Origin of the sequence: Streptomyces hydrogenans (genome assembly GCF_014656075.1) — a bacterium.
In the GTDB taxonomy this organism is placed as follows: Bacteria; Actinomycetota; Actinomycetes; order Streptomycetales; family Streptomycetaceae; genus Streptomyces; species Streptomyces hydrogenans.
This window is the reverse complement of sequence record NZ_BNBS01000042.1, coordinates 43,050-64,490: the sequence shown is the minus strand read 5'-3', so window position 1 is coordinate 64,490 and position 21,441 is coordinate 43,050. Positions and strand designations below refer to the sequence as shown.

The following is a 21,441-nucleotide window of genomic DNA, read 5'->3' as shown; positions in this document are numbered from 1 at the left end:
GCGGCGGCGTCGCAGCACCGTAGCCGGGCTGGCCCTGCGGGGGCGGCGGCGTCGCCGTGCCGTAGCCGGGCTGACCCTGCGGGGGCGGGGGCGTCGGCGTGCCGAAGCCGCCCTGGCCCTGGCCCGGGTCCTGCGGCGCGCCGAAGCCGCCCGGCGGCGGGTAGCCGCCGGGGGGCTGGTTCGGCGGCTGGTTGGGCGGCGGAGGGGGTGGCTGGGTCATCGGTCCGCGTACCTCACTTGCTGAAGCCCATCATCGTCTTGGTCTCCTTCTCCTCGGCGTCGCTGGACGCCGAGACGCGACCCGCCGCCACCACGAAGGTGCCGTTGCCGTAGGCGTAGCCCGCGCTGAAGAAGCCGCTCTCGATCGAGGAGACCGAGACCGGGTGCTTCAGGAGGATCTTGGGCGCGCCGCCGGCCGGGGCGATCGTCGCGACCGCGCCGCCCTTGTCGTACTTGGGCGCGACGTAGACGAGGACCTCGCCGCCCTCCATGCGCAGCGGCGTCATCGACTGCTCGTCGGGGGCCTTGGAGCGCCACTTGGGCTTGCCGGTCTTGAGGTCGAAGGCGACGACCTCGTTGGAGGTGCCGTAGCCGGTGTCGGTCGCCATGTAGAAGGTGTCGCCGGAGGCGGCGACGCCGGTGCAGCCCTGGAGGTTGCGGCCGAAGATGACCAGGCCGCCGCCGCAGCGCGGGGCGAACTTGTCCTTGGTGCCGCCCTGGATCTGGGAGCGGACCGAGCCGTTCGGGTTGAGCGCGACGATCGACCACTTCTTCTGCTCGCGCTGGAAGGCGGAGACGACGAGCGGGTTCACCGAGTAGACCTTGTCGACCTCCCAGGTGGCGGCCAGCCGGTAGGTCCACTTGGCCTTGCCCGTGTTGGGGTCGACCTCGCTGATCGTGTGCTGTTCCTTGCTCGCGTCGGCGGTGCGGCACTGGTTGGCGGCGATCAGCCGGGTGGCGTCGCCGGCGTACGCGTAGGGCTTGCAGTCGCCGGTGGAGCCGGTGAAGACCTGCTTGCCGTCGGTGAGGGAGAAGCCGTAGGCGCTGCTGCTGCCGGCCGCGGTCACCGTGTTGCCGCCGATGGCGAGGGTGTTGTCGGAGAAGGCGAAGAGGCCCGTCGGCTTCGGGACGGCCTTCTTCCAGCCCGCCTTGCCGGACTTGAGGTCGATCTGCTGGAGCATCGAGCACTTGGCGCCGTCCTTGGCGCTCTCCTCGTACCCGAAGACCATGATGCCGTTGGCGCCGGGCTGGGCCGGGGCCGCGCACAGCTTGAACGGCAGGTCGACCGTCCACTTCTTGGCGCCGTCGGTGAGGCTGTAGCCGGAGACGCCCTTGTACATCGCCTTGACGACGGTGTCGCCGACGATCCAGGGGCCGAAGACCTCGGAGCCGTTGCGGGGCAGGTCGACGTCGTTGGTGGTGAGGAAGTTGACCTTCGCCTCGCCCTCCTGGCGGGCCGCGTTGAGGTCGTCCTCGCCGCCCTTGTCGCCGTCGCCGGAGCCGTCGCCCTCGTCCACGGACTCGGTCGGCTTCGGACCGGTGGTGGCGCTGGAGGACGAGGTCGTCGGGCTCGCGACGGTCGGCTTCTCGTCGTCGCCCTTGCCGACGACCGCCCACGTGGTGACGGCCGCGACGACCACGGCGGCCGCGGCGATCGCGGCGACCAGCGCGGTGCGGTTCTTGAAGGGACCGCCGCCGGAACCGCCGGCGGGGGCGGGCGCGGCCGGGTACATCGGCTGCGTCTGGCCCGGGTAGCCCCCGTAGGCGCCGGGCTGCTGCCCGTACGGTCCGGGCTGCTGGCCGTACGGTCCGGGCTGTCCCGGCTGCTGGCCGTACGGACCGGCCGCCTGCGTCGGCTGCTGCGGGTAGCCGTACGGGCCGGGCTGCGGGGCCTGCTGCGGGTAGCCGTACCCGGGCTGGCCCTGCGGCGGCTGGCCGGGAGCCTGCGGCGGCGGGGCCGGCGGCTGGCCGGGCGCCTGCGGCGGCGTCGGCGGCATCTGCGGCGGCTGGGCCGGCATCTGGGGCGGGACGGGCGGCACGCCGCCCTGGTTCGGATCCTGGGGAGCTCCGAAGCCCCCCGGCGGCTGGTTGCTGGGCGGCTGGGTCATCAGCGCTTCCCCCTTGCTGTGAGCGGGTTTTCTTTCTACCACTCGTGGGGTGGCGCAAAAGCGACCGGTCCGCCCCTTGTGCCCAAGGGAGGACCGGCCCGTGATGCCCTCGTTATGCGTTCTCCGCCAGTTCGAGCCAGCGCATCTCCAACTCTTCACGTTCTCCGACAAGTTCCCGCAACTCGGCGTCGAGCTTCGCGACCTTCTCGAAATCGGTCGCGTTCTCGGCGATCTGCGCGTGGAGCTTCGTCTCCCGCTCGGAGAGCTTGTCGAGCTGCCGCTCGACCTTCTGGAGCTCCTTCTTCGCGGCGCGGGCGTCCGCGGCGGAGACGCCGGCCTTCGGCTGCTGCGCGGGCGCGGCGGCGGGCGCGGGCGCCGCCTCCTCGGTCATCCGCCGGCGCCGCTCCAGGTACTCGTCGATGCCGCGCGGCAGCATCCGCAGGGCGCGGTCGCCGAGCAGGGCGAAGGTGCGGTCGGTGGTGCGCTCCAGGAAGAAGCGGTCGTGGGAGATGACGACCATGGAGCCCGGCCAGCCGTCGAGGAGGTCCTCCAGCTGGGTCAGGGTCTCGATGTCGAGGTCGTTGGTGGGCTCGTCGAGGAAGAGGACGTTGGGCTCGTCCATCAGGAGGCGCAGCAGCTGGAGGCGGCGGCGCTCGCCACCGGACAGGTCACCGACCGGGGTCCACTGCTTCTCCTTGCCGAAGCCGAACTGCTCGCAGAGCTGTCCGGCGGTCATCTCGCGGCCCTTGCCGAGGTCGACCCGGTCGCGGATCTGCTGGACGGCCTCCAGGACGCGCAGCTGGGCGGGGAGCTCGGTGACGTCCTGCGAGAGGTAGGCGAGGCGCACGGTCTTGCCGACGACGATCCGGCCGGCCGGGGGCTGCTTCTCGCCCTGGGAGACGGCCGCGTCCGCGAGCGCCCGCAGGAGTGAGGTCTTGCCCGCGCCGTTGACGCCGACGAGTCCGACGCGGTCGCCGGGGCCGAGCTGCCAGGTGAGGTGCTGGAGCAGCGTCTTCGGACCGGCGGTGACGGTCACGTCCTCCATGTCGAAGACGGTCTTGCCGAGCCGGGCGTTGGCGAACTTCATCAGCTCGGTGCTGTCGCGGGGCTCCGGGACGTCCGCGATGAGCGCGTTGGCGGCCTCGATGCGGAAGCGGGGCTTGGAGGTGCGGGCGGGGGCGCCGCGGCGCAGCCAGGCCAGCTCCTTGCGCATCAGGTTCTGCCGCTTGACCTCCTCGGTCGCGGCGATCCGCTCCCGCTCGGCCCGGGCGAAGACGTAGTCGGAGTAGCCGCCCTCGTACTCGAACACGTCACCGCGCTGCACGTCCCACATGCGGGTGCAGACCTGGTCGAGGAACCAGCGGTCGTGGGTGACGCAGACGAGCGCGGAGCGGCGGGTCTGGAGGTGGCCGGCGAGCCAGGCGATGCCCTCGACGTCGAGGTGGTTGGTGGGCTCGTCGAGGACCAGCAGGTCCTGCTCCTCGATGAGCAGCTTGGCCAGCGCGATCCGGCGGCGCTCGCCGCCGGAGAGCGGGCCGATGACGGTGTCGAGGCCGTGCTCGAAGCCGGGCAGGCCGAGCCCGCCGAACAGGCCGGTGAGCACGTCCCGGATCTTGGCGCTGCCGGCCCACTCGTGGTCGGCCAGGTCGCCGATGACCTCGTGGCGGATGGTGGCCTTCGGGTCGAGCGAGTCGTGCTGCGTCAGCACCCCGATCCGCAGCCCGCCGCTGTGCGTGACGCGGCCGGTGTCGGCCTCCTCCAGCCGCGCCAGCATCCGGATGAGGGTGGTCTTGCCGTCGCCGTTGCGCCCCACGACCCCGATCCGGTCCCCTTCGGAGACGCCGAGCGAGACCCCGTCGAGCAGGGCACGGGTGCCGTACACCTTGCTGACGTTCTCGACATTGACCAGGTTGACGGCCACGTTGACTCCAGTGCGGGGTGATCGATCGACGTACCAGGGTACGTCGCCGGGCCCGCCCGCGGCCCTGCCGCCGGTGTCAGGACCGGCGCCGGCCCGGCCGGTCGACCAGGAGCCAGCCCGCCAGGGCCATGGCGACCGCCGCCGGGGCGGTGATCCTGACGGCGACCAGGGTGGCGGTGTGGCCGTCCAGGAGGCCGCCGAGGCCGGTCATCGACAGGCCCAGGACGCCCAGCAGGGCGAGGGTGATGCCGAGGGCGGCGAGCGGTCCGGAGCCGCCGGTGCGGGGCACCGGGGAGGGGGCCTCGAAGCGGCGGAAGACCGCGACGAGCAGTGCCGTCAGCAGGACGGCCGCCGCGAGCCGGAGCGGCAGCTGGGCCCACCAGGCGGCCGTCGCCGGGGCCGGGAGGTGGACGCCGAGGCCGAGCATCGCGCCGTACACGCCGAGCATGGCCGTCAGGTGCCACAGGAACGCGGTCATGGCGACGCCGTTCGCCGCGACCACGCCCCGCCAGACCCGCGCCCGGGCCGCGAACCGGGTCCCCGGGCCCTTCAGCAGTTCCACCGCGCCGATCAGCCACAGGCCGTGGCAGAGCAGGGCGAGGGTCGGTGGGGCCATATTAGAGACCTTCTCACCGGGCATCCCGACCATGGACAGCGGATACGGGCCGAGGGCGACGAGCGCGGCCGCGCCCGCGAGCCCGGCACCGGCGAGGAGGGCCGGGCGCCGGATCATGCCGTCGGCGCGGAGGAAGCCGAGCTGGTGGACGGCGAGCCAGACGAAGGCGAAGTTCAGGAACTCGACGTAGGGCACGCCGGCGGCGAAGCGCAGCGCGTCGACCGCGGCCGCCGCGGCGGCGAGGGCCGCGAAGGCGCCCCAGCCGTACCGCTCGTGGGCCCGCAGCAGCGGCGGCGTGCACGCGACCATCGCGAGGTAGATCCCGATGAACCACAGCGGCTGGGTGACCAGCCGCAGCGCGACGCCGGTCAGTCCGCCGTCCGCGCCGGCCGTCTGGAGCACCAGCGCGGCCGCGCCCCACACCGCGACGAACACCATCGTCGGCCGCAGCAGGCGGCGCAGCCGGGCCCGCAGGAAGTCCGCGTACCGGGGGCGGGAGCGGTGGGCGAGGGCGTGCGCGAAGCCGCCCACGAAGAAGAAGACCGGCATCACCTGGAGCGCCCAGGTGGCCGCCTGCAGCTCCGGCACGACGGCCAGGAGGTTGCCGACGCCGTCGGCCGTGACCGCGGCCATCAGCCAGTGCCCGAGCACGACGACGCCGAGCGAGACGACCCTCAGCAGGTCCACATACCGGTCCCGCCCCGCCGGGGTGGCGGCGGCGAGCTCACGCGCGCTGATTCCCATGCGGGTACGGTCCCGCGCGGCCCCCGGGCCGCGACAGGGCGCGGGTACTCAGGTGCGGGCTGAGTACGGCCGTCCCCGGGGCGCGGGCCGCGTGCGGCCGGTTCCCCGGGGGCGGGCCCGCGTCAGAGGAGCGTGGCGCCCGGGGCAGGGGAGGTGGCGGTGTGGGTGGTGCGGCAGGTGCCGGAGGCGCGGAGGGCCGCGGCGACCGCCGTCGCGGCGTCCGGGTCCTTGACCAGGAAGGCCGTCGTCGGGCCGGAGCCGGAGACCAGCGCGGCCAGGGCGCCCGCGTCGAGGCCCGCCCGCAGCGTGGCCGCCAGGGACGGCCGGAGGGAGACCGCGGCGGGCTGGAGGTCGTTGACGAGCGTGGCCGCCAGGGCCGTCGTGTCGCCCGTCGACAGGGCGTCGAGGAGGGCCGGGGAGGCCGCGGGCGGTGCGGCGTCGGGCGTCAGGCGGTCGAACTCCGCGTACACCGCCGGGGTCGACAGGCCGCCGTCCGCCACCGCGAAGACCCAGTGGAAGGGGCCGGCGACGGACAGTCCGGTCAGCCTCTCGCCGCGGCCGACGCCGAGCGCCGCCCCGCCGACCAGGCTGAAGGGCACGTCGGAGCCGAGCTCCGCGCAGATCTCCAGCAGCGTCTCGCGCGGGGAGTCCAGGCCCCAGAGCGCGTCGCAGGCGAGGAGCGCGGCGGCGCCGTCGGCGCTGCCGCCGGCCATGCCTCCGGCGACCGGGATCGCCTTGCGGATGTGGAGGTGGACGTCCGGGGAGAGGCCGTGCCGGGCCGCGAGGAGTTCGGCGGCGCGGGCCGCCAGGTTGGTGCGGTCGAGCGGGACGCGGTCCGCGTCGGGGCCCTCGCAGGTGACCGTCAGCGTGTCGGCGGGCGTCGCCGTGACCTCGTCGTACAGGGAGACGGCGAGGAAGACGTTGGCCAGGTCGTGGAAGCCGTCGGGGCGGGCCGGGCCGACCGCCAGCTGGACGTTCACCTTCGCGGGGACGCGGACCGTCACGCCCGCCGCGGGCGTCGCGCCGCCGTTCACGCCTTCGCCTCCGCGATCCGCGCGAACTCCTCCACCGTCAGCGCCTCGCCGCGCGCCTGCGGCGAGATCCCGGCCTTCACCAGCGCCTCCTCGGCGGCGGCGGGCGAGCCGGCCCAGGTCGCGAGGGCGGCCCGCAGGGTCTTGCGGCGCTGCGCGAAGGCCGCGTCGACGACCGCGAAGACCTCGGCCTTGGAGGCGGTGGTCTCGACCGGCTCGGTGCGGCGGACCAGGGAGACGAGGCCCGAGTCGACGTTGGGCGCGGGCCAGAAGACGTTGCGGCCGATGGAGCCGGCCCGCTTGACCTCGGCGTACCAGTTCGCCTTCACGGAGGGGACGCCGTACACCTTGTTCCCGGGCTTGGCGGCGAGCCGGTCCGCGACCTCGGCCTGGACCATGACGAGGGTCCGCTCGATGGTCGGGAAGCGGTCGAGCATGTGGAGCAGGACGGGCACGGCCACGTTGTACGGGAGGTTGGCGACGAGCGCGGTCGGCGCCGGGCCCGGCAGCTCCTGGACGAGCATCGCGTCGGAGTGCACCAGCGCGAAGCGGTCCTGCCGGTCCGGCATCCGCGCGGCGATCGTCGACGGCAGCGCGGCGGCCAGGATGTCGTCGATCTCGACGGCGGTCACCCGGTCGGCGGCCTCCAGGAGCGCCAGGGTGAGGGAGCCGAGTCCGGGCCCCACCTCGACGACCACGTCGTCCGGGCGCACCCCCGCGGTGCGGACGATGCGCCGGACGGTGTTGGCGTCGATGACGAAGTTCTGGCCCTTCTGCTTCGTGGGGCGCACGCCGAGGGCGGCGGCCAGCTCACGGATGTCGGCGGGGCCGAGGAGGGCGTCGGGGCCGTCGGGGCCGGTGGTGGTGCTCACCGGTACAGCCTAAGGCCCTGTCCGGCGCCGGTCGGCCGGACCGGGCCCGCCGTTCAGCCGAAGAGCCTGCGCCCGCAGTGCGGCCAGGGGCCGGCGCCGCGCTGGACGTACAGCTTCTTCGCCCGGAAGGTCTGCTCGGCGGCGGGCGCGTCCTGGGCGACGCCGCTGCCGCCGAGGGAGCGCCACGTGCCGGGGTCGAACTGGTAGAGCCCGCCGTACGTCCCCGAGGGGTCGACGGCGTTCGGCCGGCCGCCGGACTCGCAGGCGGCGAGCGCGCCCCAGTCGAGGCCGTCGGCGCCGGCGACGGAGGTCGGCAGCGCGCGGGTGCCGACGCGGACCTTGCGGGAGACCGGCTCGCGGACGAGCTCCTCGCCGGTGCGGCGCGGCTTCTGCCGGACGCCGTTGACGGACCGGAGGTGGTACGTGATCCGGCGCAGGCCCGGCACGCCCTGCCGCTCGACGACCTCGGTGCCGGCGAAGAGGGCGGGGTCGCGGACCCGCTCGACGGCGTACGGCACGGCCTCCTCGCGGGTCTGGGTGGAGCCGGTGATCCGCAGCACGGTGACGGTCTGCCCGTCGCGCGGGAAGGTCTCGCCGGGCACCGAGGTGGTGTCCTCGCCGCCGAGGGTGATCCCGGCCTCGTCGAGGGCCTCGGCGACGGTGGCGGCGTTGGTGCGGACGGTCCGCTCGCGCCCGTCGGCGAGGAAGGTCACCGCGCGTTCGGTGCGGACGTCGAGGGCGAGGCCGGTGCGGGAGATCGCGGCGGAGCGGGAGACCGACAGGTAGGCGCCCTCGGCGCGGACGCCGAGCTGGCGCAGGGCGCCGTCGACGGTGTCGGCCGTGGTCCACACCTGGCGGCGGTAGCCGTCGAGGGTGAGGGAGACCGGTCGGCCGTAGCGGAGGACGATCTCGTCGCCGCTGGCCAGCGGCTCGCCGGGGGCCGGCGCGACCAGGTCGTGCTCGCCGATCTCCAGGCCCTCGTCGGCGAGGAGCTCCCGCACGTCGTCGGAGAAGGTGTGCAGGGTGCGCGGGACGCCGTCGACGGAGAGCCGCACGGCCTTGTCGTCGGCGACGAAGGCGCTGGTGCCGCCGGCCAGGAAGGCGACGACGAGGGCCTGCGGCACGAGCCGCCGCAGACCGTCGCCGGCCGGGCGGGCGGCCTTGCGCCGCCGTGCCCCGCGCCGGGCGGCCGCCCGGCCCTGCGGGGGCACGGGGACGGGCGCGGGGGGCGGCACGATCAGCGGGGCGATCTGGGTGGGCTGCTCGTGGAGGGGCAGCGTGGCCGCCGCCCCCCGCCGTCCGGCGCGGTGACTGCCCTGGGAAGTGCTCACGAGGCCGGGACCCTAGCCCCGGCGACGGTCACTCTCCAAAACCACCCGGCTACGACACGTAACCGTTATGGATCAGTAATCGAAGGCGCGGGCCGTGTTCACCGCGAGCGCCTCCGCCATCGCGTTCTCGTCGATGCCGCGGACCGCCGCCATCGCCCGGACGGTGACCGGGATCAGATAGGGGGCGTTGGGGCGGCCGCGGAAGGGGGCCGGGGTGAGGAAGGGGGCGTCGGTCTCGACGAGGACGCGGTCGAGGGGGGCGACGGCGAGGGCGTCCCGCAGCGGCTGGGCGTTCTTGAAGGTCATGTTGCCGGCGAAGGACATGTAGTAGCCCTTGGCGGCGCAGATCTCCGCCATCGCGGCGTCGCCGGAGTAGCAGTGGAAGACGGTCCGGTCGGGGGCGCCCTCCTCGTCGAGGACCCGCAGCACGTCGGCGTGGGCCTCGCGGTCGTGGATGACGAGGGTCTTGCCGTGCCGCTTGGCGATCTCGATGTGGGCGCGGAAGGAACGCTCCTGCGCGGCCATGCCCTCGGGTCCGGTGCGGAAGAAGTCGAGGCCGGTCTCGCCGACGCCGAGGACGTACGGGAGGGCGGCGAGGGCGTCGATCTCGGCGAGCGCGTCGTCGAGCGCCGCGTCGCCGCCCGCGCCCCTGGCACCCTGCCGGGACCAGCCGTCGGGGTCCCCGAGGACGATCCGGGGGGCCTCGTTGGGGTGCAGGGCGACGGCCGCGTGCACGTGCGCGTGGGCGGCGGCGGTCTCGGCCGCCCACCGGGAGCCCTTCACGTCGCAGCCGACCTGCACCACCGTCGTCACGCCGACGGCCGCGGCCTTGGTCAGCGCCTCCTCGACCGTGCCGGACTGCATGTCCAGGTGGGTGTGCGAGTCCGCGACCTCCACGAGGAGGGGTTCGGGCAGCGGCGGCGGGGCGTCCTTGGCACTCATGGCCCCGATCGTACGAGGGCCACGAGCGGGTCCGCGCGGCGGTTTCCCCGCCGGGAACGGAATTCCCGTCCCGGCGGGCACGAGCACCTTCAGTGGCGGGAGCGGAACGGGTGGAGCAGGTCGGAGAGGTGCCAGTGGTGCGGGACCGGCGGCGGCGCCTCGTCGCCCTCGCCGCCGCCCTCGGTCAGCTCCTGGCCGATCGGCCCGGTCATCGAGACCGGTCTGGCCTCCTTCGCCCCGCGCCCGTGGTGCTCCATGGACGCGATCAGGTCGAGCACGGTGGACACCTGGCCGGCGCGCATGATGCGCACCACGTGGCCGCCGCAGTTCATGCAGGTCGGACTCGACAGCGGGGAGGGGACCCGCTCTCCGTCCGCCTTGTACACGACGAACGCCTGACCGCGCGCGTCCGTGTGGTGCTCGATCTCGTAGGACTGCTCCCAGCCGTACCCGCACCTCATGCAGGCGAAGGCGTAGGCCTCATGCGCGACGGGCGTTCCGGTGCCGGTGGACTCGCTCATGCCAGCTCCTCTCCACTGGTCCAGTGGACGCCTTTTCGGGCCGGAGCGCATCAGCACGGAAGAAACCATGGAAGGACCGTGGAGCGGTTTTTGGCGTTCCCTTGCCAAGCGCCCCGCAAAGCTTCCCGGCGCCGGTTTCGGCTTTGCCTTTCAGATTAGCCCTTTACCGTTTCCGGGGCTCGCAGACCTTTTTCACGACGCGTTCTTTGCCGCCACGACCGCATCGAAGACCTCGCGCTTGGGCAGCCCCGCCTCGGCGGCGACCGCGGCGATCGCCTCCTTGCGCCGCTCCCCCGCCTCCTCGCGCACCCGCACCCTGCGCACCAGCTCGGCCGCGTCCAGCTCCTCCGGGCCGGTCTCCGGGGCGCCCTCGACGACGACCGTGATCTCGCCGCGCACCCCTTCCTTCGCCCAGGCCGCGAGCTCGCCCAGCGGGCCGCGCTTGACCTCCTCGTAGGTCTTGGTCAGCTCGCGGCAGACGGCGGCGCGGCGGTCCGTACCGAAGACCTCGGCCATCGCGTCGAGGGTGTCGTCGAGCCGGTGCGGGGCCTCGAAGTAGACGAGGGTGCGCCGCTCGGCCGCGACCTCCCTGAGCCGGCCCAGTCGCTCGCCCGCCTTCCGCGGCAGGAACCCCTCGAAGCAGAACCGGTCGACGGGCAGCCCGGAGAGCGCGAGCGCGGTGAGCACGGCGGACGGGCCGGGGACGGCCGTCACCTTGATGTCCGCCTCGACGGCGGCGGCGACCAGCCGGTAGCCGGGGTCGGAGACGGACGGCATGCCCGCGTCGGTCACCAGGAGCACCCGGGCGCCGCCGGCCAGCGCCTCGACCAGCTCCGGCGTGCGGGCCGACTCGTTCCCCTCGAAGTACGAGACGACCCGGCCCGTCGTGTGCACGCCCAGCGCCCGGGTCAGCCCGCGCAGCCGCCGGGTGTCCTCGGCCGCGACGATGTCCGCCCCCTCCAGCTCGGACACGAGCCGCGGCGGCGCGTCCGCGATGTCGCCGATGGGGGTCCCTGCGAGTACCAGCGTTCCAGTCACCCACCCATCCTCCCAGCCCCCCACCACCCGCGAGGCACGCCCCGCGCCCCCGGACAGGCGACGCGCACAGGCGCAGTCCCTACGATGGCGCGGTGACCCGTACCGCACCCGAGGCCCTGGAGGGCCAGCACCCCATGGCGCCGACCGTGGCCGAGCCGTCGTCGTGGCAGCTGCGGCTGCGGCGCTTCGGCTACCGTCCGCCCGCCGCCGGCACGCTCTCCATCGGCACGAGGGACCGGCTCGACCCGCCGTACACCCGCCCCTCGCCGCGGGTCACGTCGCTGCTCGGGCTCGGCCCGGCCGCCGCCGACCGGCTGTGGCGGCTGGCCACGTGGGGCGGCCCGCTGCTGGTCGCGGCCGTCGCGGGCGTGCTCCGGTTCTGGAACCTGGGCAAGCCGCACGCGGTGATATTCGACGAGACGTACTACGCCAAGGACTCGTGGGCCCTGATCAACCAGGGGTACGAGGGGGCGTGGCCCAAGGACATCGACAAGACGATCCTGACGAACCCCGACTCGGTCCTCATTCCGACCGACCCGGGCTACGTCGTCCACCCGCCCATGGGCAAGTGGGTCATCGGCCTCGGCGAGAAGATCTTCGGCTTCGAGCCGTTCGGCTGGCGGTTCATGGTCGCGCTGCTCGGGACGCTCTCCGTCCTGATGCTGTGCCGGATCGGCCGCCGCCTCTTCCGCTCCACCTTCCTCGGCTGCCTGGCGGGCCTGCTGCTCGCCGTCGACGGCCTGCACTTCGTGATGAGCCGCACCGCGCTCCTCGACCAGGTGCTGATGTTCTTCGTGCTGGCCGCCTTCGGCTGCCTGGTCCTCGACCGGGACCGGACCAGGAAACGGCTCGCGGCGGCGCTCCCGGAGGACGAGGAGGGCGTGCTGCGCCCCGACGCGGAGATCGCCGAGACCCTGCGCCTCGGCTGGCGCCCCTGGCGGATCGCGGCCGGTGTGACGCTGGGCCTGGCGGCGGCCACCAAGTGGAACGGCCTCTACGTCATGGTCGGCTTCGGCCTGATGACGGTCCTGTGGGACATCGGCGCCCGCCGCACGGCCGGCGCGGTCCGCCCGTACCTCGCGGTCCTGAAGAAGGACGTGCTGCCCGCGTTCGTGTCGGTCGTGCCGGTGGCGCTCGCGACGTACCTGGCGACCTGGACCGGCTGGCTCGTCACGGACAAGGGCTACTTCCGCGACTGGGCCGAGAAGCAGGACGCGCTCCCGGGCGGCGGCGGCACCTGGTCCTGGCTGCCGGACTGGCTGCGGAGCCTGTGGCACTACGAGACCGAGGTCTACAACTTCCACGTGGGCCTCACCTCGCCCCACACCTACGAGTCGAACCCCTGGTCCTGGATCGTCCTCGGCCGCCCGGTCTCCTACTTCTACGAGTCCCCCGCCCCCGGCACCGCCGGCTGCCCCGCCTCCGCCAAGGAGAAGTGCGCCCAGGAGATCCTGGCCCTCGGCACCCCGCTCCTGTGGTGGGCCGCCTGCTTCGCCCTCGTGTACGTCCTCTGGCGCTGGGCCTTCCGCCGCGACTGGCGCGCGGGCGCGATCGCCTGCGCGGTCGCCGCGGGCTGGGTCCCCTGGTTCCTCTACCAGGAACGCACGATCTTCCTCTTCTACGCCGTCGTCTTCGTCCCCTACCTGTGCCTGGCGGTCGCGATGATGATCGGCGCGATCATCGGCCCCAAGGGCGCCACGGAGAGACGCCGCACCTTCGGCGCGGTGGCCGCGGGCTGCCTGGTCCTCCTGATCGTCTGGAACTTCATCTACTTCTGGCCGATCTACACCGCCACCCCGATCCCGATGGATCAGTGGCGGGCGCGGATGTGGCTGGACACGTGGGTCTAGCCGCGTGGACGTGAGGAGAGGGCGCGACCGGTGGTCGCGCCCTCTCTCTGTCGCCCGGTCGCGTCACTTCTTGGGAGTGTCCGCCGGAACCGTGCAGCGGGCGTCCTCGTGGGCCTGCTCGGCGGCGATCTCTGCGAGGCGGCGGAGGTCGTCGAGGTGGTCGGCGGGGGCGGGGTCGCGGAGCTTGATGTAGGTGCTCAGGTCGGTGTCCGGATCGGAGAGACACGCGGAATAGACCGCGGCGGCCTTCCGCGTGGACGTGGTGAAGGCCCAGCGTCCGGCGTCGAAGGGTTCCGCGGGGCCCGAGAAGACGATGTCGCGCACGGTCTGCTGCCACTCCTTCTCGCTCTCTCCGCCCGTCGCGTACGTGCGGAGCGTGAGCAGCCGGCCGCCGCCTTGGACGTAGCACCGGGTCGAGTAGTCGACGTCCTGGTGGTCGAGACCGCGTGGAGTGCCCTCTTCCAGGGGGAAGCGGTAGGAGGTCGCGTACGGCAGGATCCGGTTCAGGATGTCCGCCGCCTCCTGTGACGTCCCGAACGACGGGCACAGCTCGCTCGCCTCGATCGTCCCCCTCGGCTTCTTGAAGGGCGGGGTGTTGGTGGCGTAGCTGATGCCGGCCCAGGCGGCGACGAGGACGAGGACGGCGAGCGCGACGATGCCGCGCCTCCTCGTGAGCTTCATGGTCACTTGTCCTTCTCCAGCTCGTTCGGGACGCCCACGCCCTCGCAGTACTCGCGGATGTTCGTGTGGGCGGAGGTGAAGCCCGCTTCGGCCTGTTCCGCGATCGAGGACACCACGCCCGGGTAGGACGCGCCGGCCTTCTTCTCCGACTCCTGGGCGGCCTTCTCCACGAGGGCGAAGGTCGACTCGCGGGTCGCGTTGATCTCCTCGCCGTTGCGGTAGATGACCTCGCCCGAGCTGTCCTTCATCAGTCCGTCGGTGAGGCCGCCGATGATCTCGCCCGCCACCGTCTCCGCGATGCCGCCGACGATGACCCCGCCCGGGCCCACCATCGAAGCGGTGCCGACGCCGACGCCGATGCCGACGAGGGACTCTCCGAGCTCGCCCGCCTTCGTGATGGCGTCGTTGAACTCGGCGTCCTTGTTGCCCGCGTCCAGCTCGGCGGCGTACGCGCGGCCGGCGCCCAGCATGCCCTGGATCTCACCGGCGTTGTGCGCGATGGAGCCGGTGGCCTTCTCCAGGTTCTGCGCGGGGGTGTTCCCCGCCTGGTCGACGAAGGCGTCGGGGTGGGCGAAGTGGTACTCCAGCATCCCCGCCGTGTAGGCGTGCTGGCCGACGCTGACGGCCGCGTACCCCTCGGGGTTCTGTCCGACGGTGTACAGGAAGCGGGTGAGGTCCTGCTCCTTGAGAGGCTCCGCGACCGCTCCCGCGATCGGGTAGAGCTTGTCCTCGCCGACCGCGCCCGCGCGCAGGCCCCGGTGGATGTCCGCCATGTACTCCGCCGAGATCTGGCCCATGCTGTCCGACATGAAGCTGTTGTCGGTGAGGCGGGAGGGGACCTCGGAGACGGACTTGACGATGTCGGAGTACAGCTTCGCCTGCTCCTCCGAGTGGACGCTCGTCGCGGAGGTGGGGAGCTCACCGGCCGGGTGGCCCGTCGTCGCCGCCTCCAGCGCGGCCGCCAGGTAGTTCTTGCCGGAGATGCTGTCCTCGCCCTCCGAGTCCTCCTCCTGCATCCACTCCCGCTCCTCGAAGAGGTACTGGAAGTTGGAGAGGCCGATGTGCTCCTTCTTGTCGTTCCCGTCGGTGTCGCGGGTGAAGGGGTTGTTCTCGGTGTCCTTGGCGATGAACTCGGAGTTGAAGAACTCCGTGGCCGCGTCCGGGCTGTTGGAGAGGGCCTTCATGTAGCCGGTCATCGGGTCGAAGCCGAAGTCGGTGCCGGTGGTGTTCAGGTGGGGCCAGAGGCCGCCGCCGTGGTAGCCCCAGATCTGCTCGGGACGGGCGCCGTTGCGCACGCCCTCCTGCTCCTTGGCGAGCATGTTGCCGCCGTACTGGGTGAGGAAGTCGTCGTCGTAGTCGCCCCAGCGCATGAGGTTGCTCATGACGACGTAGCCGGAGACGCCGTAGTTGCCGCCGACCGGCTTCTCGACGGCCTGGAGCATGTCGAACTTCCAGCGCGTCATGTCCGGGCTCGCGCTCTGCGTGGCGTTGGCGAGGGTGAGGCCCAGCTGCTTCTGGAGGTCCTTGTACTGGTCGTAGCGCTTGCCGTCGGCGGCGTGGTCGCGGCTGTTGGGGTCGTTCAGCTGGGACCAGAAGTCGAGGGTGCCCTGGGCGCCGAGCTTGTGGGCGAAGGTGGAGGCGAAGAGGTCGTCGCCGCTGTACTTCGTGAGGCCGGCGAGCAGCCGGTCGAACTCGGCCTCCGACATCTTGCTCGGGTCCTTCTTCGCCAGCGCCGCGAGGTCCTCCGCGGTCCTCATGGCGTCGGCGGCCTGGTCCCGGTCGGCGTACTTGGCGTCGCCGAAGCCCTTCTCGGCCTGGTCAACGAGGGCGCGCAGGACCTTGGCGGCGGAGCTGTCGCTCTCGGCGGCGCTCCTGAGGATGCCGTCGATCCGGTCGCGGACGCCGTCGACGGTGCTCTGCTTGACGTCCTTGCCGGCGTCGCCGTCCATGGCCTTGGCCACGAAGTTCTTCCCGGAGGGGACGACGGAGACCATCTGGAGCCGCGCCGTCGCGATCTCCCCCTCCAGGTCGGTCTTGAACTTCTTCAGTTCGCCGAGGGTGTCGCGGATGATGTTGCGGATGGAGGTGGCCTGGGTGTGCGCGTCGCCGAACTCGCCCGCGGTCTTGTCGATGAACTTCCGGCCGACCTGGGAGTTCACCCCCTGCCAGTCGGCCTTGGCGGCAGCGCCCTTCAGGCCCCCGCCGGCGTCCTTCTCCAGCTTCTCCAGGTTGGTGACGAGGGTGTTCCAGTCGGTCAGCGCGGAGTCCAGCGTGCCGAACTTGGCGTGCAGCAGGGTGTCGAAGTCCATCACTCGCCGTCCTTCTTGTCGCCCTTGTCTTCCTTGTTGCCGTAGACGAGGTCGTTCGGCTTGCCCGGTTCGGACGCCCGCTCGTCGAAGCCGCCGTCGAGCATGGCGATGCTGCTCATGCGCCGCTCGATGAAGATCTCGTCACCCGCGTGGGCGTTCTTCGTGTAGTCCATGTGGTTCGAGATGTGCGCGCAGGCGTCCATGAGGTCCGCCAGCGCCGACGCCCACTTGAGGGAGACGTGGGACAGCGCGCCGCCCAGGTCGAAGCCCTGGCCGGAGAGGTCGGAGGCGGCGGAGTCGGTGGTGGCCTCGGCCACCCGGCCCTCGCGCCACAGCCGGTTGTAGAGGCCGAAGGCGTGGTCGCCGATCTTGGAGAGGTGCTCGTTGACGACCTTGAGGTCGCCCTGGCTGTTCGTGGACAGCGTCTTGCCGTCCGGCTCGTCGGGCACCCGGTTCAGCTGCATCCGGGTCGATGACGTCCCGGACGCCTCGGCCTTGAGCTGGTTCCATTCGTCCCACGCCACGGTGGCTCCTCCCCGTCGATGCGGTAGCAACGCCAGGCGGCATCCTAATGAGGGGCCCCGACGGCAGTACCGGTGGGACCGGGGCTTCCTCGGCCTTCACGAATTCTTCGCGCCAGGGAACGTCCCGGGCATACGTGACAGGTGGGACCCACCGTCCTCGACAGCTGTCGGTGGTGGCTGCTTGACTCGACGGTCCACACGGGGAGGGGAACCCAGTCATGCGCAGTGGAGTGAAGGTAGGGATCGTCGGGGGCGTGTTCGCCGTCGTCGCCGGCGGGGTGGCGTACGGGGGGTACAACCTCTGGAACGGGGTGACGGGCGGCTCGCCGGACGTCGGGACGCGGGCGGCGCCGAAGACGGGGCCGCTGAGCTCCGAGGAGGTCACCGCCACCGCGCGGGACTTCCTCGCCGCCTGGGCGGCCGGAGAGTCCGACCGGGCCGGGCAGCTGACGAACGATCCGGTGACGGCGGGCCCTGCGGTCGCCTCGTACCGGGAGGACGTGGGGGTCTCGGAGGCGAAGATCACGCCCGGGACGCCGACGGGGGCGGTCGTGCCGTTCACGGTCGAGGCGACCGTGACGTACGACGGGGTGTCGAAGCCGTGGACGTACACGTCGAAGCTCGGCGTCGTCCGCGGCGAGTCCACCGGCCGGCCGCTGGTGCGCTGGACGCCCACCGTGCTCCACCCGAAGCTGACCGCGGGCGCCACCCTGCGGACCGGCACGGCGAAGGCGCCGCCGGTGAGGGCGCTCGACCACAAGGGCGTCGCGCTGCCGCCCGAGAAGTACCCGTCGCTCGTGCCCGTCCTGGACGCGCTGCGCCAGCGGTACGGCGGGAAGGCCGGCGGCACGCCGGGCGTCGAGACCTGGATCGAGAGCGCGAACGGCACGCCGGTCAGCACCCTCCTCGTCCTGGCCGCCGGCAAGCCCGGCGAGCTGCGGACGACGATCGACGCGGGCGTGCAGGCGGCGGCCGAGAAGGCCGTGAAGGAGTTCCCGACGGCGGCCGTGGCGGCGGTCGAGCCGTCGACGGGCGCGATCCGGGCGGTCGCCAACAACCCGGCGAGCGGCTTCAACACGGCGTTCCAGGGGAAGCAGGCGCCCGGCTCCACGATGAAGATCGTGACGGGGGCGATGATGATGCGGTACGGGGTGGCGCGGCCGGATTCGCCGGTGGAGTGTCCGTCCTCCGTGCTGTGGGACGGAACCCAATTCGAGAACCTCAGCGGCTTCTCCACCAAGGGCGATCTCACCAACGCCTTCGCCATGTCCTGCAACACCGCCTTCATCAAGGCGATCACCCCGCTCAAGGACAAGGGCGTCCACAACACCGCGCTCGGCGACACCGCCCGCAAGTGGTTCGGGATCGGCGAGCTGTGGTCGGTGGGCGTGCAGACCGAGGACGGGTCCGTCCCCGAGTCCAGCGGGTCCGAGACGGCGGCCTCGTACATCGGGCAGGGCAGGATCACCATGAACGCGCTCAACATGGCGTCGGTGTCCGCGACCGTGAAGAACGGCGGGTTCCTCCAGCCGTACCTGGTCCCCCGGGACCTGGACGGCCGCGAGTTCGCGAAGGCCGAGCGGCTGCCGGGCGAGGTGGCCCTCGGGCTGCAGAAGATGATGAACGCGGCGGCCACCGGCCCGCGCGGGACCGCCGTCGAGGCCATGGCCGGGGTGCCGTGGCCCAAGGGCGCGAAGACCGGATCGGCGGAGGTCGACGGGCAGACGTCCAACAGCTGGTTCACCGGCTACTCCGGCGACCTCGCCGCCGCGGCCGTCGTCGAGGCGGGCGGCCACGGCAGCGACGCGGCGGGACCGGTGGTGGCGAAGGTGCTGAAGGCGGGCTGACGCGACCGGGGCGAGCGGGCGGGGCGGGCGGGGGCGCACCCCGGTGGGCGAGGCTCGGGCTTGCGGGCTTGCGGGCTTGCGGGGGTACGAGGCCGGGCGTTCAGGGTCCGGGGGGTCGGAGGCCCCGGCGTACGGGGTCCCGGCGTTCGGGGCCCGGCGCCGCGCCCCGGGCCGGTCCCGGGGCGCCGGGGTCCAGGGGCCGGAAAGGCGTCGCGTGGGTCCTACACGGACCGCTACGGTGCGGGGCATGACGACCGACGCCGCCTCCGCCGCCCATCCCCAGTTCGCCGCCGCGCTCGCCGAGCTGGGTCTCGACGTCGAGGTCCGCCGCTTCCCGGACGAGACCCGCACCGCCCAGCAGGCCGCCGACGCGATCGGCTGCGCCGTCTCCGAGATCGTGAAGTCGCTGATCTTCGCGGCCGACGGGGTGCCGGTGCTGGTCCTCATGGACGGGGCGTCGCGGGTGGACGTCGAGCGGGTGCGGGAGGCGCTGGGCGCCGAGAAGGTCACCCGGGCGGACGCTCGGGTGGTCCGGGAGACGACGGGGTACGCGATCGGGGGCGTCCCGCCCTTCGGGCACCGCACCCGGACCCGCGTGCTGGCCGACGAGGGCCTGCTGGGCCACGAGCTGGTGTGGGCGGCGGCCGGCACCCCGCACTCCGTCTTCGCTCTGCCGCCGAGGGAACTGATCGCCCACGCGGGCGCGAGCCTCGGGGACGTGCGCGAGCGCACGGCGTGACGCCGCTGGTCGTGTGTGTGGTGCTGGTCGCGGCGGTCACGCACGCCTCGTGGAACGCCCTGGCCCACCACATCCGCGACCAGCTCGTCTCCTTCACGCTGATCGCCGGCGGCGGGGCGCTGATCGGCCTGGCGCTCGTCCCCTTCACGCCCCTCCCGGCCGCCGGCGCGTGGCCGTACCTGCTCGCCTCGGCGGCCCTGCACGTCGCGTACTACGCCCTCCTCATGAAGTCCTTCACGCTGGGCGACTTCGGGCAGACGTACCCGATCGCGCGCGGTACGGCGCCGCTGGTCGTGACGGTCCTGGCGGCGGTCTTCGTCGGCGAGGTGCCGGACGGCCGGCAGCTCACCGGGGTGGCGGTGGCCTGCGCGGGCCTGACGGGCCTGGCCCTGTGGGGCGCCCGGGGGAAGGGCGCGCACCGGACGGCCCTCTTCGCGGCCCTCGCCACCGGCCTGTCGATCGCGCTGTACACGGTCGTCGACGGCGTCGGCGTCCGCGCCTCCGGCACCACGCTCGGCTACATCGCCTGGCTGATGGTCCTGGAGGGCCTGTGCATCCCGGCGTACGCCCTGGCGGTCCGCCGCCGGGCCCTCCTCCCGGCCCTGCGCCCCCACGCGGCCCGCGGTCTGCTCGGCGCGGCCCTCTCGGTCGCCGCCTACGCCCTCGTCCTCTGGGCCCAGACGCGGGCCCCCCTGGCCCCGGTCGCCGCCCTCCGCGAGTCCTCCATCATCGTCGGCGCCGCCATCGGCGCCCTGTTCTTCAAGGAACGCTTCGGCGGTCCGAGAGTGGCCGCCGCCGGCCTGATGGTGGTGGGCATCGGCCTGATGCTGCACGTGGCCTGAGCCCCCCGCCGGCGGACGTCCGGCGTCACGGCGAGGGGTCCGCGACCGACGGGGTCGCCGGTGCCGGTGACGGCGTCGGTGTCGCGGCCGGCGGCGGGGTCGGGGGACCGCCGCGGGTCGGGGCCGGGGGCCGGGCGGGCGGGGCGGGGGACGGCGCGCCGTCGGCGGGAAGCAGCGCGAGGACCGCGATCGCCGCCGCGACGGCGACGACGGCGGCGAGGACGGCGCCGTGGACACGGCGGACCCCCCGGGCGCGGCCCTCGGGCGGGGCGGCGGGGCGGAGTTCGTGAGGGGTGAGGAGCGCGGCGCGAGCGACGAGGGCGGCACGGAGGCGGGCCTCGGTACGCGTCGTACCGGTGGGGGTTCCGTCGGGGGGCAGGGTCATCGGGCCGCCTCCAGTCTCTTCTCCAGGGCGTCGAGGGCTCGGCTGGCGGTGGATTTGACGGTGCCGCGGGAGAGGCCGAGGGTGTCGGCGATCTGGGCCTCGGTGAGCTCGGACCAGTAGCGCAGGACGAGCACCTCGCGCTGGCGGTGGGTGAGTTCGGCCAGGGCGGCGAGGACATCGCGGTGTTCCTCGGCGAGCAGCAGGGCCTCGTCGACGGGTGGACCCGCGCCCTGGTGGGGCGGGGCGTACGCGCGGGCGGTACGGCGGCGGCGCAGGACGGAACGGGCCGCGTTGACGACGGCGGTGTGCAGGTACGCGGCGGGGTCCTGGAGGCCGGCGAGCGAGGTGCCGTGGGCGCGGCAGACCGCGGCGAAGGCGTCCTGGACGACGTCCTCGGCCGTGTGCAGGTCGTCGACCAGGAACAGCGCGAGCCGCACCATGTCGAGCCGCCGGGCCCGGTAGAGCTCGGCCAGGGTGGGCGGGCGCCCGTCGCCGTGCCACGCCGGCAGCGCGCGCAGGTGGCGGCCCCGGGGCACGTGGACGTCCTCGGCGCGCGACACACGGGCGAGGAGGCGGGACCACCACGGGCGGGGCCACCACGGGCGGGGCGACCACGACGGGGGTAGTGCGGATATCGCGTACTGCATGAGCCTCGTTCCGGGGGGCCGGCGGGGAGGGGCGGGCGTCGGCCCGCCCCTCCCCCTTGCCTGGCGCTACTTCGTGGTGCCGGTGCCCGGGTGGACCACCCGGGGCGCGTTCTCCGGAGCGACCGGGGCGGGGGTGGAGTGCGGTGCGGGGACCGGGGCCGGGGTCGAGGCCGGGGTGGAGGCCCGGGCCGGTGCCGGTGCCGCTGCCGGGGGTGAGACGGGGGCGGGCGCCGGGGGCGGGGTGGAGGAGGCCGGGGCGGGGGCCGGGGTGGAGGCCGTGCCCGGCGTCGCGACCTTCGGCGCGGCCTCGGGGGCCGCCGGAGCGGGGGCCGGAGCCGCCTCGTCCGGAGCCGTCGCCTTCGGCGCGGCCGCCGCCGGCGCCGGGCCCGAGTCGGCGAGGGCCTGGGCGGTGAAGGCGCCGCCGAGGAGGAGGACGGCGGCGCCGACGGCGGCGAGGATCCGGGGGCGACGCTTGGCTGCGGTGGACATGGGC

At 73.5% G+C, this 21,441-nt stretch carries 19 protein-coding genes and 1 pseudogene; 4 read left to right on the top strand and 16 right to left on the bottom strand.

Annotation, left to right across the window (positions count from 1 at the left end):
• The 10 genes and pseudogenes from IE321_RS19430 to rsmI form a co-directional block, all read right to left on the bottom strand.
• A pseudogene (locus IE321_RS19430) lies at window positions 1-220 on the bottom strand (outer membrane protein assembly factor BamB family protein); the annotation flags it as partial.
• Between the two features lie 13 nt (window positions 221-233).
• Complete coding sequence (locus IE321_RS19425) at window positions 234-2,108, bottom strand: outer membrane protein assembly factor BamB family protein (RefSeq protein WP_190223865.1); 1,875 nt, start codon at window positions 2,106-2,108, stop codon at window positions 234-236.
• 112 nt (window positions 2,109-2,220) lie between these two features.
• Window positions 2,221-4,029 (bottom strand): ABC-F family ATP-binding cassette domain-containing protein, encoded by a 1,809-nt coding sequence (locus IE321_RS19420; protein WP_190223864.1) that lies wholly within the window; start codon window positions 4,027-4,029, stop codon window positions 2,221-2,223.
• Between the two features lie 76 nt (window positions 4,030-4,105).
• Complete coding sequence (locus tag IE321_RS19415; RefSeq protein ID WP_190223863.1) at window positions 4,106-5,389, bottom strand: acyltransferase family protein; 1,284 nt, start codon at window positions 5,387-5,389, stop codon at window positions 4,106-4,108.
• Window positions 5,390-5,511: 122 nt separating this feature from the next.
• The gene (locus tag IE321_RS19410; RefSeq protein WP_226651570.1) at window positions 5,512-6,423 is read right to left on the bottom strand and encodes a 4-(cytidine 5'-diphospho)-2-C-methyl-D-erythritol kinase; all 912 of its coding nucleotides are present in this window, start codon (window positions 6,421-6,423) and stop codon (window positions 5,512-5,514) included.
• Window positions 6,420-7,292: a 16S rRNA (adenine(1518)-N(6)/adenine(1519)-N(6))-dimethyltransferase RsmA gene (gene rsmA, locus IE321_RS19405; RefSeq protein ID WP_043227319.1), complete on the bottom strand. Its 873-nt coding sequence runs from the start codon at window positions 7,290-7,292 to the stop codon at window positions 6,420-6,422. Before rsmA ends, IE321_RS19410 begins: the two co-directional genes overlap by 4 nt.
• A gap of 53 nt (window positions 7,293-7,345) precedes the next feature.
• Window positions 7,346-8,623, bottom strand: a complete 1,278-nt coding sequence (locus tag IE321_RS19400) for a resuscitation-promoting factor (protein ID WP_190223862.1) — start codon at window positions 8,621-8,623, stop codon at window positions 7,346-7,348.
• 72 nt (window positions 8,624-8,695) lie between these two features.
• Window positions 8,696-9,565 (bottom strand): TatD family hydrolase, encoded by an 870-nt coding sequence (locus IE321_RS19395; RefSeq protein ID WP_190223861.1) that lies wholly within the window; start codon window positions 9,563-9,565, stop codon window positions 8,696-8,698.
• 89 nt (window positions 9,566-9,654) lie between these two features.
• Complete coding sequence (locus IE321_RS19390) at window positions 9,655-10,086, bottom strand: hypothetical protein (RefSeq protein ID WP_190223860.1); 432 nt, start codon at window positions 10,084-10,086, stop codon at window positions 9,655-9,657.
• Window positions 10,087-10,278: 192 nt separating this feature from the next.
• A complete protein-coding gene (gene rsmI / locus IE321_RS19385; protein WP_043227314.1) occupies window positions 10,279-11,124 on the bottom strand; it encodes a 16S rRNA (cytidine(1402)-2'-O)-methyltransferase in 846 nt (281 codons plus the stop codon).
• Window positions 11,125-11,216: 92 nt separating this feature from the next.
• Here rsmI and IE321_RS19380 point away from each other — a divergent pair, with 92 nt between their 5' ends.
• Window positions 11,217-12,974 (top strand): dolichyl-phosphate-mannose--protein mannosyltransferase, encoded by a 1,758-nt coding sequence (locus IE321_RS19380; protein ID WP_372470210.1) that lies wholly within the window; start codon window positions 11,217-11,219, stop codon window positions 12,972-12,974.
• Window positions 12,975-13,037: 63 nt separating this feature from the next.
• On the opposite strand, the gene IE321_RS19375 is transcribed toward IE321_RS19380, so the two are convergent.
• Genes IE321_RS19375 through IE321_RS19365 form a run of 3 tightly spaced genes read right to left on the bottom strand, consistent with a single transcriptional unit; the run spans window position 13,038 to window position 16,488 of the window.
• On the bottom strand, window positions 13,038-13,655 hold the full coding sequence (locus IE321_RS19375) for a hypothetical protein (protein ID WP_190223859.1): 618 nt from the start codon (window positions 13,653-13,655) through the stop codon (window positions 13,038-13,040).
• A 2-nt stretch (window positions 13,656-13,657) separates the two neighbouring features.
• Entirely contained in the window at window positions 13,658-15,964 is a 2,307-nt protein-coding gene (locus IE321_RS19370) for a DUF6571 family protein (protein ID WP_190223858.1), read from the bottom strand.
• A complete protein-coding gene (locus IE321_RS19365; protein ID WP_043227309.1) occupies window positions 15,964-16,488 on the bottom strand; it encodes a hypothetical protein in 525 nt (174 codons plus the stop codon). Before IE321_RS19365 ends, IE321_RS19370 begins: the two co-directional genes overlap by 1 nt.
• A 218-nt stretch (window positions 16,489-16,706) precedes the next feature.
• Between IE321_RS19365 and IE321_RS19360 the strand changes: the two genes are divergently transcribed.
• The 3 genes from IE321_RS19360 to IE321_RS19350 all read left to right on the top strand — a co-directional run bounded on the left by IE321_RS19360 (window position 16,707) and on the right by IE321_RS19350 (window position 19,916).
• Complete coding sequence (locus IE321_RS19360) at window positions 16,707-18,335, top strand: penicillin-binding transpeptidase domain-containing protein (protein ID WP_190223857.1); 1,629 nt, start codon at window positions 16,707-16,709, stop codon at window positions 18,333-18,335.
• Between the two features lie 247 nt (window positions 18,336-18,582).
• Entirely contained in the window at window positions 18,583-19,074 is a 492-nt protein-coding gene (locus tag IE321_RS19355) for a YbaK/EbsC family protein (protein ID WP_190223856.1), read from the top strand.
• Window positions 19,071-19,916, top strand: coding sequence for an EamA family transporter (locus IE321_RS19350; protein WP_043227305.1), 846 nt, complete (start codon window positions 19,071-19,073; stop codon window positions 19,914-19,916). Before IE321_RS19355 ends, IE321_RS19350 begins: the two co-directional genes overlap by 4 nt.
• Before the next feature lie 25 nt (window positions 19,917-19,941).
• Here IE321_RS19350 and IE321_RS19345 read toward each other — a convergent pair whose 3' ends face one another.
• The 3 genes from IE321_RS19345 to IE321_RS19335 form a co-directional block, all read right to left on the bottom strand.
• A complete protein-coding gene (locus tag IE321_RS19345) occupies window positions 19,942-20,301 on the bottom strand; it encodes a hypothetical protein (protein ID WP_190223855.1) in 360 nt (119 codons plus the stop codon).
• Window positions 20,298-20,948, bottom strand: a complete 651-nt coding sequence (locus IE321_RS19340) for an RNA polymerase sigma factor (protein WP_190223854.1) — start codon at window positions 20,946-20,948, stop codon at window positions 20,298-20,300. Before IE321_RS19340 ends, IE321_RS19345 begins: the two co-directional genes overlap by 4 nt.
• Window positions 20,949-21,014: 66 nt before the next feature.
• Window positions 21,015-21,437, bottom strand: a complete 423-nt coding sequence (locus tag IE321_RS19335) for a hypothetical protein (RefSeq protein ID WP_190223853.1) — start codon at window positions 21,435-21,437, stop codon at window positions 21,015-21,017.
• Window positions 21,438-21,441: the final 4 nt, after the last annotated feature.